Source organism: Paenibacillus sp. S150 (assembly GCF_019352175.1).
Lineage (GTDB): Bacteria > Bacillota > Bacilli > Paenibacillales > Paenibacillaceae > Paenibacillus_AQ.
In genome coordinates this window covers 394,321-406,723 of sequence record NZ_JACBYI010000001.1, presented here as the reverse complement: position 1 = coordinate 406,723, position 12,403 = coordinate 394,321, and the positions used below count along the sequence as shown (strand labels likewise).

At 54.3% G+C, this 12,403-nt stretch carries 9 protein-coding genes; all 9 read left to right on the top strand.

The window, feature by feature from the left end; all coding sequences use genetic code 11:
• Positions 1-64 precede the first annotated feature (64 nt).
• The 9 genes from bshC to HYD27_RS01600 all read left to right on the top strand — a co-directional run bounded on the left by bshC (position 65) and on the right by HYD27_RS01600 (position 12,402).
• A complete protein-coding gene (gene bshC / locus HYD27_RS01640) occupies positions 65-1,696 on the top strand; it encodes a bacillithiol biosynthesis cysteine-adding enzyme BshC (RefSeq protein WP_219210673.1) in 1,632 nt (543 codons plus the stop codon).
• A gap of 106 nt (positions 1,697-1,802) precedes the next feature.
• Positions 1,803-3,074: an adenosylhomocysteinase gene (locus HYD27_RS01635; protein ID WP_219210671.1), complete on the top strand. Its 1,272-nt coding sequence runs from the start codon at positions 1,803-1,805 to the stop codon at positions 3,072-3,074.
• 210 nt (positions 3,075-3,284) lie between these two features.
• Positions 3,285-3,722, top strand: a complete 438-nt coding sequence (gene mraZ / locus HYD27_RS01630; protein WP_219210669.1) for a division/cell wall cluster transcriptional repressor MraZ — start codon at positions 3,285-3,287, stop codon at positions 3,720-3,722.
• Positions 3,723-3,762: 40 nt separating this feature from the next.
• A complete protein-coding gene (gene rsmH / locus HYD27_RS01625) occupies positions 3,763-4,716 on the top strand; it encodes a 16S rRNA (cytosine(1402)-N(4))-methyltransferase RsmH (RefSeq protein ID WP_219210667.1) in 954 nt (317 codons plus the stop codon).
• A 23-nt stretch (positions 4,717-4,739) separates the two neighbouring features.
• Complete coding sequence (locus tag HYD27_RS01620) at positions 4,740-5,132, top strand: cell division protein FtsL (RefSeq protein ID WP_219210664.1); 393 nt, start codon at positions 4,740-4,742, stop codon at positions 5,130-5,132.
• A 48-nt stretch (positions 5,133-5,180) separates the two neighbouring features.
• Complete coding sequence (locus HYD27_RS01615) at positions 5,181-7,409, top strand: penicillin-binding transpeptidase domain-containing protein (RefSeq protein ID WP_219210662.1); 2,229 nt, start codon at positions 5,181-5,183, stop codon at positions 7,407-7,409.
• Positions 7,410-7,504: 95 nt separating this feature from the next.
• Positions 7,505-9,433, top strand: coding sequence for a stage V sporulation protein D (locus HYD27_RS01610; RefSeq protein WP_219210660.1), 1,929 nt, complete (start codon positions 7,505-7,507; stop codon positions 9,431-9,433).
• A 72-nt stretch (positions 9,434-9,505) separates the two neighbouring features.
• A complete protein-coding gene (locus HYD27_RS01605; protein ID WP_219210657.1) occupies positions 9,506-10,993 on the top strand; it encodes a UDP-N-acetylmuramoyl-L-alanyl-D-glutamate--2,6-diaminopimelate ligase in 1,488 nt (495 codons plus the stop codon).
• Positions 10,990-12,402: a UDP-N-acetylmuramoyl-tripeptide--D-alanyl-D-alanine ligase gene (locus HYD27_RS01600; RefSeq protein ID WP_219210655.1), complete on the top strand. Its 1,413-nt coding sequence runs from the start codon at positions 10,990-10,992 to the stop codon at positions 12,400-12,402. Before HYD27_RS01605 ends, HYD27_RS01600 begins: the two co-directional genes overlap by 4 nt.
• Position 12,403: the final 1 nt, after the last annotated feature.

Sequence of the window (12,403 nt, the reverse complement as noted above, 5' to 3'; positions counted from 1 at the left end):
CATAAAGAGTTTACCGGCTAAGTGATTACATATAGCAGCACAGTAGAACAGGAGGCAGTTGCACATGGATGTAGTACCGGAACCTCTTCCGGGCGGATTGGCGCTCGCTCGCAACTTTATACATCAATATGAAACAGTAGGACATTTGTACGGCGGAGATTTCCGCAACCAAGGGAGCAGAGCGGAGCGTGCAGAATGGCTGGACAGCACTGAAGAGCTGCGGGCTGACCGTGCCAAGCTTGCTGAATGTTTACGGCAGTATAATTTGAAGTTTAATTCTGACCCCGCAGTGATGGATTCCCTGGCACTTCTGGAGCGGAAGGGGACCTTGGTTGTTACGGGTGGACAGCAGAGCGGTTTATTCTCAGGCCCGCTTTTTGTCATATATAAGGCAATCACAACCATTCAAGCGGCAAAAGAAGCGGCCGGGCAGCTCGGACGGCCTGTTGTTCCGCTGTTTTGGATTGCGGGTGAGGACCATGATTGGGATGAAGTGAATCATACCTTTGTGCTGGGCCGTACCGGGGAAATCACCAGGCTGAAGGTGGACAAAGCGGAGGATCTCCGTACTTCCGTCAGCGCAATCAAGGTGGAGGAGGAGCAGTGGAGCCAAATCATCGGCCAGCTGGAGGGCTTGCTGCAGGAGAGTGAATTCAAGGCGCAAATCATGGCGGTTATCCGCGAAGCCTCGGCTGCTGCAGGCAGCATGAGCGAAGCCTTTGCCAAACTGATGGGTGCGCTGTTCGGCAGGTTTGGACTTATTCTGCTGGATTCGGCAGATCCCGAGCTGCGCAGGCTGGAAGCTCCATTTTTTGCGTCTTTGATTGCAAAGAACGATGAGCTGGAGGCGGCATATCAAGCTGCGGCAGCAGATATTACCGGCAGCGGCTACGAGCTTCAGGCTGCAGTTGCTCCTGGCAGCGCCAATCTCTTCTATATACATGAAGGAACACGCCTGTTGCTTCATAAGGAAGCGGGCCGCTTCACGGACCGTAAAGGTACGGTTTCATTTTCCCGGGAAGAGCTGCTGGAACGGCTGGAGTCCCATCCGGAGCGCTTCAGCAATAATGTTCTTACCAGGCCGCTGATGCAGGATTATGTCCTGCCGGTGCTTGCAACCGTGCTTGGGCAGGGCGAGATCGCTTACTGGGCCATTCCGGGGAAGGCCTTCGGGGTGGTCGGGAAGCGGATGCCGCTGATTATACCGCGCATGTCATTCACTGTTGTGGAAGGCACGCTGCATAAGCATATGGATAAATACCAGCTTGCCTTTGGCGATGTTCTTCAGGGCCTGGACGGGAAAAGAAAGGAATGGCTCGCCGCCCAGGATGAGCTGGAGGTGGGACGCCGGTTCGAAGACACGAAGGCAGCGTTCTCTGCAATGTACGAGCCGCTGATTGAACAGCTGGGTTCCATTCAGGCGGGCCTCCTTAAACTCGGCGCAAACAACCGGGAAAAGATTCTGGACCAGATTGCCTTCCTTCAAGCCAAAGCCCTGGATGCGATGGAGAAGCAGAATGAAGCTGCGCTCCGCCAGTGGGAACGGATTGAGCTGTCGCTGATGCCGCTGGGTAAACTGCAGGAAAGAGTGTATAATGTAATATATTACCTGAACCGTTACGGGCTGGAATGGCTGGATGAATTGATGTCGATCCCTGCGGATTACAGCGGAATCCACCGCATTATTTATATGTAATTGGGAGCCTCTGCTCTCAAAACTTAAGCGTATGCTTACGATGCGAGTTTTGAACGAAGTATATTCCGGGAGTCTCTGCTCTCAAAACTTTTAGGAGGGTATCATAATGAGTTCATTGTCGAAGGAAAACAGCATTGTAGCGGATATGTCGCTGGCTCCGGAGGGGCATCTCAAAATCGACTGGGTTCGCCAGCATATGCCGGTGCTGAACCGTATCCGTGAGCAGTTTGAAGCCGAGCAGCCGTTCAAGGGCTTGAAGGTGTCGATTACGCTTCACCTGGAAGCAAAAACGGCTTATCTGGCTAAGGTTGTACAAGCCGGAGGTGCCGAGGTTACGATTACCGGCTCCAACCCGTTATCCACCCAGGATGATGTATGTGCAGCGCTGGTTGAGGACGGCATTACGGTATTCGCCAAATACAACCCGTCACCGGAGGAATTCAAGGCCCTTAATATCAAAGCCCTGGAGAGCAGGCCGGATCTGATCATTGATGACGGCGGAGATTTTGCCACGCTGCTGCACTCTGAGCGTCCTGACCTGATGGAGAATATCCGCGGCGGTGCGGAAGAGACCACTACCGGCATTATCCGGCTAAAGGCACTGCAGAAGCAAGGCATTCTCAAATTCCCGATGGTAGCCGTCAATGACGCCTACTGCAAGTATTTATTCGACAACCGTTATGGCACGGGCCAGTCGGCATGGGACGGCATTGTCCGCACCACCAATCTGATTGTCGCCGGCAAAACGGTGGTTGTAGTCGGTTACGGATGGTGCGGCAAAGGGGTGGCGATGCGCGCCAAAGGGCTTGGCGCCAATGTTATCGTCACTGAAGTGGATGCGATTAAAGCGGTGGAAGCGCATATGGACGGCTTCCATGTGCTGCCGATGCTGGAGGCGGCGAAATGCGGCGATTTCTTCGTTACGGTGACGGGCAACCGTTACGTCATCCGCGGAGAGCATTATGATGTGATGAAGGATGGAGCAATCCTGTGCAACGCCGGCCATTTTGACGTTGAAGTCAATAAGCCTGAGCTATCCGAAAGATCGGTATCCCAGCGCACCGTGCGCAAAAATATCGAAGAATACCAGCTGAAGGACGGGCGCAAGCTCTATCTGCTCGCTGAAGGCCGTCTTGTGAATCTGGGGGCGGCCGATGGGCACCCGGCAGAAATCATGGATACGACCTTTGCGCTTCAGGCACTTTCGCTGAAATATGTGAATGACAATTACCAGGCAATCGGCGTCAAGGTTGAGAATGTTCCTTACGATTTGGACGAGCAGGTGGCCCGCTACAAGCTGGAGAGCCTGGGGATTTCCATCGACAGCCTGACTCCGGCGCAGATTGATTATCTGGACAGCTGGAATTTGAACGATTAAGCATACAAGTGTGGATCTGCATAAGCCCGGCGCCATGCAAATGGCCCGGGCTTTTTATTTTGCAGGCAATGGATTTGCAAGCTTGACAAACAAGAAAAAATTACCTTGCTCCGGAAAAAGGTTTTTGATTTTTAATGGCGAATCTATTATGCTTAGGTGGTGCAAAGTGGGGCAAAGTGGGGAATCGGTAGTTAGGGGTGGGGAATAATCATGTTTATGGGGGAATACCAGCATAGCATTGATGACAAGGGCCGCATCATTATCCCGGCCAAGTTCCGTGAAATGCTCGGAACCTCCTTCGTGGCGACCCGCGGCCTCGACACCTGCCTTTTTGTTTATCCCATGGAAGAATGGGGAATCATGGAGCAAAAGCTTAAAAGCCTTTCACTGATGAAATCGGATGCCCGTGCCTTCAGCCGCTTTTTTTTCTCGGGAGCGACCGAATGTGTATGGGACAAGCAAGGCAGGGTCAATCTGCCGGGGAATTTGCGGCAATATGCCAAGCTGGACAAGGACTGTGTTATTCTAGGCGTTTCGAACCGGGTGGAGATCTGGAACAAGGAGCTATGGGAGCAGTACTTCGAACAATCAGAGGAAACGTTCAACGAGATTGCCGAGAAATTGGTTGATTTCAATTTTGATCTATAACACATACAACAATTCGAATACTGCCCTGGAGGGATGCAGCTTGTTTCACCACATCACGGTGCTTAAGGAAGAAGCGACAGAAGGGCTGCACATCAAGAAGGATGGCATTTACGTGGACTGTACGCTCGGCGGAGCCGGACACAGCTCTCTGATTGCCGGCAGGCTCAGCGGCGAAGGCCGGCTGATCTGTCTGGATCAGGATGACTGGGCCCTGGAGAATGCCAGGGAGCGGCTCGCTGAATACGGTGACAAGGTTGTGCTGGTCAAGACCAACTTCCGTGATTTGGAGCCGGTGCTTAAGGAGCTGCCTTTTGTACCGCAAAAGGATGGCGTTCCCCAGGTAAACGGAATCCTGTACGATCTTGGTGTTTCCTCGCCCCAGTTCGACGAAGGGGAACGGGGGTTCAGCTATAATCACGATGCTCCGCTGGATATGCGAATGGACCAGTCAGCCAGGCTGACCGCAGCCGAAATCGTCAATACCTGGCCGGAACAGGAAATTGCCCGTGTGCTTTTCCAGTATGGAGAAGAGAAATTCTCACGGCGGATTGCCCGCAGGATTGTTGAACGAAGAGCAGGACATCCCGTGGAGAGCACGGGAGAGCTGGCGGAGCTGATCAAGGAAGGCATTCCGGCCGCCGCGCGCAGAACGGGCGGACATCCCGCCAAACGCAGCTTTCAAGGATTGCGCATTGCCGTGAATGATGAGCTTGGCGCTTTTGAGGAAGGGCTCCACGCAGCGGTTCGCTGCCTGGCACCCGGAGGAAGAGTATCGGTGATCACCTTTCACTCGCTTGAGGACCGGATCTGCAAACAGATTTTCAGCGGTTATTTAAGCAGATGCACCTGTCCGCCTGATTTCCCGTTTTGCGTATGCGGTGCCGAAGGTACACTGAAGCTGATTAACCGCAAGCCGCTGGTGCCTTCAGAGGAAGAGCTGGGGCTTAACCCGCGTGCCCGTTCGGCAAAGCTGCGAATTGCAGAGAAATTGTAAATAATGATAAAGGAGAGTCAGAGATGGCCTATACCCGCGGCAACTTAGCAGTTCAACCCAAAAGAAAAGAAGAGGCAGACAGGCTTTACCGCGAGAAGACGAAGGTAGTCACGAGACGCATGGTGCTTCCGCTGCAGGAGAAGCTTCTCTACATGCTGACACTGGGCGTGTTCGTACTGGTAGCTGCCACCCTGATTTGGCGTTATGTGCACATTTACGATTTAAACCTGCAGGCGCAGAAGCTGGATGCCAAGATTGCCTCAACCAAGAAAGAAATTTCCACTTACCAGATGGAGAAGCAGAATCTTGAACAGACGGTGGCCCAGCGGGCTGCAGAGCTTGGATACCGTACGCCGTCCGAGGATTCAACCATCTACATTCCCCTGAGCAGCACAGCCACTGACGGAGACCATTAATCAAGCGATTGGCAGCAGTCGCAATAATAGAGGTTGTGAGGTTGGCTTATGTTAAAAAGAATAAAACTTCGCACGCTGTTTATAGGAGGGTGTATTACCCTCTTTTTTCTTGTTTTAGTCGCCCGGGTGTTCTATGTCCAGGTGCTGAGCGGTGAGTATTGGCAGGAAAAGGCCGCCAAGCAATGGGCTCATTCTTCAACCATCAAGGCAGTTCGCGGTGAAATTGAGGACCGCAACGGCAATGTTCTGGCCAGCGATGTCCCCGCGTATACCATAGTCGTTAATCCCGAGGTTATTGCAGAGCGGGGAATCGGCGAAGAAGTGATTGAAGGGCTGCATGAGCTGCTGGGCAAGCCGGCGGACGAGCTGAAGAAACTGGTCGAAGCCAAGGATGACAAAGGCAGCTATCTCAAAAACCGCGAGATCCGCAATGAAGGCTGGAAGATTGACAAGGAGCTTAAGGATAAGGTTGTGGCCTTTTATGAGGAACTGGGCAAAAAACATGATATCCGGGAAACGGGAGTCGGGTTCGTCACGGAGCAGAAACGCTATTATCCAAAAAATACGCTGGCCGCGCATATCCTGGGCTATACCGACAGAGACGGCGTTGCGGTCATGGGGCTGGAGAAGTATTTTGACCAGCAGCTCAAAGGCACGGACGGCAAGCTGCTCTATCAGAGCGACGGCAAAGGAATCAAGCTTCCGAATTCCGAGGATACCTATCAGCCTGTGGTCAACGGGAGCAATATCAAGCTGACGGTAGACAGCACCATCCAGCACTATATTGAAGAAGCGATGAAAAAGGCATATGAAGAGTACAAGCCCAAGAGCATCAGTGTCATAGCCGCCGATCCGAATACTATGGAGATTCTCGGCCTGGCGAATATGCCTACCTTTAATCCGAATGAATTTTGGAAAACCTCGGTGGAGGCGGGCGGTTTCTATAACCATGCGATCAAATCCAGATACGAGCCGGGTTCGACTTTCAAAATTGTTACATTGGCCGGGGCGGTCGAGGAGAATCTGTTCAATCCCGATGCCACGTTTCAATCCGGTCAAATCCGCATCAAGGGCTACAGCAAGCCGCTGCATGACATTAACAGAGTGGGCTGGGGGGAAATTACGTTCCTGGAGGGTGTTAAGCGTTCCAGCAATGTAGCCTTCGTTAAGCTCGGCTATGAGATGCTGGGCCAGGAGAGACTGCTGCAGTATATTAATGATTTTGGTTTTAATGAAAAGACAGGAATTGATCTGCCGGGTGAAACGATCGGTATCGTCAATCCCAATCCGAGCATCGCTTCGGAAAATGCCACGCTCGCCTACGGCCACGGCAAGGTGCTGGTTACACCGATTCAGCAGTTGACCGCCGTGGCGGCCATTGCCAACGGCGGCAAGCTGATGGTTCCGCATGTGGTCAAGGAAGTTACCGATCCGAATACCGGCAAGAAAACCGTTACCCAGCCTGAAGTGGTGCGCCAGGTCATTTCAGAGGAAAGCGCCCGGGAAACGGGCGGCTATCTGGAGCAGGTCGTTGCAGATCAGGTCAAAGGAACCGGGCGCCATGCCTACATTGAAGGCTACCGGGTAGCGGGCAAGACCGGTACGGCGATCAAGGTCAGCGGTTCGGATTATGACCGGAACAAGGTACTGTCCTCCTTCATCGGCTACGCGCCGGTGAATGATCCGAAAATTGCGGTCATTGTCATTATTGACGAGCCGCAGGGCGAGGACGGCGGCAATGGAGGGGGAGCGGTTGCCGCTCCGGTGTTCCAGGAGATTGTCTCGCAGGCCCTGCCTTATATGGGCGTGCCCAAGGTGACAACGGGCAATGAAGGCGGTTCTTCCAAAACCGTCAAGGCGACGGCTTCCGCGCAGCGCTCCGCACCGGATCTGACCGGCAAAACGGTGCAGGCTGCAAGACAGCTGCTGATCGACCAGGGCTTTGACTTCGAAGCAGTGGGCGAGGGCGGTACGGTGGTCAGCCAATATCCCGAGAAGGGGACGATGCTGGCATCGGGACAGCGCATTTATCTGCTGAGCCAGCAGGGCGATAAGCCCGTGATACCGGATTTGCGCGGGCAATCGCTGCGTGATGCGCTGGAAATCCTCAGCCTGCTGAAGGTGGGCATTGCAGTGGACGGGGAAGGCTATGTGTCCGGGCAAACGGAAGAGATCAAGGATGGCAAAACTCTGGTTACGCTGACGCTGAATCCGATCAATGAATACGGTGAGAACATTCCTGTACCTCCTGCGGAGGAAGAAGTTCCGGAAGAATGAAGCCCCCGGCGAAGGCTTGTTCTAACCCCTGTTTGTCCTGAATAGGCATGAAGATAAGAGTTCATGTCTAGAGCAGCGAAAGCGGGGGAACGAAAATGAAGGTTTCAAAAGTCGTAACTCGTCGGAGGATGCTGTGGACGCTGCTGGGACTGGCCGTGTTGTTCGGCTCGCTGGCGGTGCGCCTGGCGTATGTGCAGCTGTCCGAAGGGGAAAAACTGAGTGCCAAGGCGGAAAGCCAGTGGCGCCGCAATATTCCCTTTACCGCCAAGCGCGGTGAAATATTGGACCGGGAAGGGATTGCGCTGGCTTACAATATCAGCTCCCCAACCGTCTATGCGGTTCCCGTACAGGTGAAGGAGAAGCAAAAGACGGCGCAGACGCTGGCTCCGCTGCTCGGCATGAGCGAGATGAAGCTGGTGACTTTGCTGTCTAAAAGTGAGTCATCGGTGAAGCTGCAGCCCGGCGGCCGCAAAATTACGATGGAGCTGGCCGCGAGCATCCGTGATTTGCAGCTGCCGGGCATCGTTGTGGCTGAGGATAACAAACGGTTTTATCCCTACGGGGATTTGGCCGCGCATATTCTCGGCTTCACAGGTATCGATAATCAGGGCATTACCGGAGTGGAGAATATATACGACAAGCTGCTGCAAGGCCGGGCAGGCGATATTTCCTATTTGTCCGATGCCGGAGGCAGACTGATGCCGGGTTCTTCGGAAAAGTATTCGGCTCCCCAGGACGGCCTCAATCTGCAGCTGACGATAGACAAGCAGATTCAGTCGATTATGGAACGCGAGCTGGATCAGGCCATGGTGAAATATCAGGCTCAGGGCAGCTGGGCCATCGCGATGAACCCGAAGAATGGCGAAATTCTGGCCATGGCCAGCAGACCGGGGTATGAGCCTGGTGCTTACAAGGAATATGACGCCGAGGTCTACAACCGCAATCTGCCGATCTGGATGACTTACGAGCCGGGGTCCACCTTCAAGATTATTACGCTGGCCGCTGCGCTCGAGGAAGGCAAGGTGGATTTGCAGAATGACCGCTTTTTTGATCCGGGCTATATCGAAGTGGGCGGAGCCAAGCTGCGCTGCTGGAAAAAGGGCGGGCATGGCAGCCAGACCTTCCTGGAGGTGGTGGAAAACTCCTGCAATCCGGGCTTTGTGGCGCTGGGACAGCGGCTCGGCAAGGATACTCTGTTCAAATATATCCGTGATTTTGGCTTTGGAGCCAAGACCGGCATTGATCTGAATGGTGAGGCAAGCGGGATTCTCTTCAAGCCTGCCCAGGTGGGTCCGGTTGAGCTGGCGACCACGGCATTTGGCCAAGGGGTGTCGGTCACGCCGATTCAGCAGATTGCCGCTGTCTCGGCTGCCATTAACGGCGGCAAGCTTTATACGCCGCATGTAGCGAAGGCCTGGATTAATCCGGATACCGGGGAGACTGTATCGGAGGAGGAGCCGGAGATGGTGCGGCAGGTCATCTCGGAGGAAACCTCGAAGAAGGTGCGCGCTGCCCTTGAGAGCGTAGTTGCCAAAGGCACGGGCCGGCCGGCTTTTATCGACGGCTACCGTGTAGGAGGCAAGACAGGGACGGCGCAGAAGGTCATTAACGGCCGGTATTCACCTACAGAGCATATTGTATCGTTCATCGGCTTTGCACCGGCGGATGACCCGCAGATCGTGGTATATACCGCAGTTGATAATCCGAAGGGCATCCAGTTCGGGGGTGTGGTGGCGGCTCCAATCGTGCAGAACATCCTGGAGGATTCCCTGCATTACATGAAGGTTCCGGAACGCAAAGACCAGCTTCCCAAAACCTATAAATACGGCGAAACTCCGATTGTCACCGTTCCTGACCTTACAGGGGCTACGGTCCAGGATATTTACGAGGATTTGAATATGAACTTTACACTTGCCCGTTCGGGAACAGGCAATACTGTTATCAATCAGGCGCCAAAGCCGGGTGCCAGGGTCGAGCAGGGCTCGACGATCCGGATTTATATGGGGACTGAAGATGGGAAATAATGTTTGATACCATCTATGAAGAGCATCGGCAAACGTTTTTTTCTTATCCAAAATGCAGAGTGAGGGATTGCTATGAAAGTTAAAGAATTATCATCTTGTCTCGCGGCTTCGCGTCTACATGGGGATGGAGAGACGGAAATTACGGGACTTCAGGCGGACTCGCGCCGTGTCCGGCCGGGCGACTTGTTCATCTGCCTGCCGGGGTTCACTGTGGATGGGCATGATTTTGCCCCTCAGGCTGCCGCGAATGGCGCCTCTGCCCTTGTCTGTGAGCGCAGGCTTGAAATCGATCTGCCGCAGATTGTAGTGGATGACTGCCGGTTTGCAATGTCCGTTGTATCCAATGTGTTCTTTGGGTCGCCGAGCAGCCGGATGAGAATGATCGGGGTAACCGGCACGAACGGCAAAACGACGACTACCTATCTGATTGAGCGGATTATGCAGGATCAGGGTATCAAGACAGGGCTGATCGGCACCATCCAGATGCGCTATGACGGCCAGACCTATCCGGCATCCGGCACGACACAGGAATCGCTTGAGCTGCAGCGTACACTGGGCGATATGGCTCAAAAAGGTGTGCAGTGCTGCGTTATGGAGGTCTCTTCCCATGCGCTCCAGCAGGGGCGGGTGAAGGGGACGGATTACCGCACAGCCATATTTACCAATTTGACCCAGGATCATCTGGATTACCATCATACGATGGAGGAGTACCGTGCGGCCAAAGGATTGTTTTTTTCCCGCCTGGGGAATGCGATTTCGCCCTGGAAGGAGGAGCGCAAATATGCGGTGCTGAACGCGGATGACGAGGCAAGCGCATATTTTGCCGCCCAGACAGCAGCGGAGGTCATTACATATGGCATTGACAGCAGCGCGAATGTCCGGGCTTCGCAAATTTCCATTACGTCCAAAGGAACTTTTTTCCATGTGGATACGTTTAAGGGAGAGACTGACATTTCATTGCGCATGGTAGGCAAGTTCAATGTGTATAATGCGCTGGCTGCAGTTACCGCCGCTCTGCTGGAGGATGTGCCGCTTGCGGAGATCAAAGCCAGCCTGGAATCCGTAGCCGGAGTGGCCGGACGCGTGGAGTCGGTGGATGAAGGCCAGGATTTCGCGGTCATCGTAGATTATGCCCATACACCGGATGGACTGGAAAATGTGCTGCGGGCGGTTTGTGAGTTTGCAGCGGGGAAGGTGCTTACCGTCTTCGGCTGCGGCGGGGACAGAGACACGACCAAACGTCCGCTGATGGGCAAAATCGCTGCGAAATACAGCGACCACGTCTTTGTGACCTCCGACAATCCCCGCACGGAGGATCCGCTGCTTATCCTGCGGGATATTGAAGCGGGACTGCAAGAGGACGGAGTGGCGCAGGACCGCTATGAAATGATTGCGGACCGGCGGGAAGCGATTAGAAAGGCTATTGAAATGGCAAGCCCCGGCGATGTAGTATTGATTGCGGGGAAAGGTCATGAGACCTATCAACTGATCGGCGGGGTGGTTCATGATTTCGATGACCGGGTCGTCGCCAAAGAAGTTATAAGGGGCCGAAGCTATTGATTACAGAAACGCTGCGAAACATCGCTGCCATGTGCGGAGGAGAGCTGTCCTCCGCTTACGATACGGATAAGAGAATTGCGGGAGTTGTAACCGACTCCCGCAAAATTACGCCTGCCTGCCTGTTCGTGCCGCTGATTGGGGAGCATTTTGACGGGCATGATTATAGTGCCGCCTCTTTGGCGGCAGGTGCCGGAGCCACCTTGTGGCAGCGGGATAAGGGTGCTGCACCTGAGAACGGTGCAGTGATTCTGGTCGAGGATACGCTCGCTGCGCTGCAGAAGCTGTCTTCCGCTTATTTAAGCCAAATCGCTCCGCAGGTGGTTGCCGTCACCGGCAGCAACGGGAAGACGACCACGAAGGATATGATCACGGCCGTGCTGGAGGGACAGTACAAAGTCCACAAGACCCAGGGGAATTTCAACAACCACATCGGTCTGCCGCTGACGATTCTCTCCATGGGCGGGGATATTCAGATCGCCGTTCTGGAGATGGGGATGAGCTCGCGCGGGGAGATTGCGCTGCTTGCTTCCCTGGCGCCACCGGATGTGGCTGTTATAACCAATGTTGGCGAGTCTCATTTGCTCCAGCTTGGCTCCCGCAAGGAGATTGCCCGGGCCAAGCTGGAAATCGCCGGAGGCCTGAAGCCCGGAGGCCTCCTGGTTTACAACGGCGACGAACCGCTGCTCTCCGAAGCCATTGCGGAGCCGGCGTTCCTTGCTCCGGAGGGTATGAAAACCTTCCGCTTCGGCTTGTCCTCAGGCAACGACGATTATCCTACGGGAATGATGACGCATAACGGGGGAATGACCTTCACCTCCCATCTTCATGCGGAGCGTGCATTCACGCTTCCGCTTCCGGGACGGCATAATGTGGTTAACGCGTTGGCCGCGCTGGCGGTTGCACGCCACTATGGCGTATCCGAGGACAGCATCGAGGCAGGCTTAAGCAAGCTTAAACTGACCGGCATGCGGATTGAAGTGCTGCAGGCGGCTTCAGGGCTAACGATGCTGAACGATGCCTACAATGCCAGCCCCACCTCGATGAGGGCAGCCATTGATGTGCTGCAGTCCATGAAGTGCAGCGGCAAGAGAATTGCTGTGCTGGGGGACATGCTGGAACTGGGGCCGGATGAGGCGCTGTTTCATCAGGAAATTGGCGGTTATCTGGACCCCGAACAGACGGATCTGGTATTTACCTTTGGTCCCCTTTCGATGCATACCGCCAAGAAGGCGGAAGAGCGCTTCGGGCCTGGGCGCGTGTTTGCTTTTATGGATAAAAAAGAGCTGGCGGCTGACTTGATCGGCCAAACCGGCCCCAAGGATGTTGTTCTTTTCAAAGCTTCGAGGGGAATGCGCCTTGAGGAAGTGCTGCACAGCTTAAATGACCATTCCCAGGCGGCTCAAAACTAAT

Excerpts from the sequence above, each read along its gene's own strand:
- bshC (WP_219210673.1), top strand. The coding sequence starts at position 65 with ATGGATGTAGTACCGGAACCTCTTCCGGGCGGATTGGCGCTCGCTCGC.
- HYD27_RS01635 (WP_219210671.1), top strand. The coding sequence starts at position 1,803 with ATGAGTTCATTGTCGAAGGAAAACAGCATTGTAGCGGATATGTCGCTG.
- mraZ (WP_219210669.1), top strand. The coding sequence starts at position 3,285 with ATGTTTATGGGGGAATACCAGCATAGCATTGATGACAAGGGCCGCATC.
- HYD27_RS01620 (WP_219210664.1), top strand. The coding sequence starts at position 4,740 with ATGGCCTATACCCGCGGCAACTTAGCAGTTCAACCCAAAAGAAAAGAA.
- HYD27_RS01615 (WP_219210662.1), top strand. The coding sequence starts at position 5,181 with ATGTTAAAAAGAATAAAACTTCGCACGCTGTTTATAGGAGGGTGTATT.
- HYD27_RS01610 (WP_219210660.1), top strand. The coding sequence starts at position 7,505 with ATGAAGGTTTCAAAAGTCGTAACTCGTCGGAGGATGCTGTGGACGCTG.
- HYD27_RS01605 (WP_219210657.1), top strand. The coding sequence starts at position 9,506 with ATGAAAGTTAAAGAATTATCATCTTGTCTCGCGGCTTCGCGTCTACAT.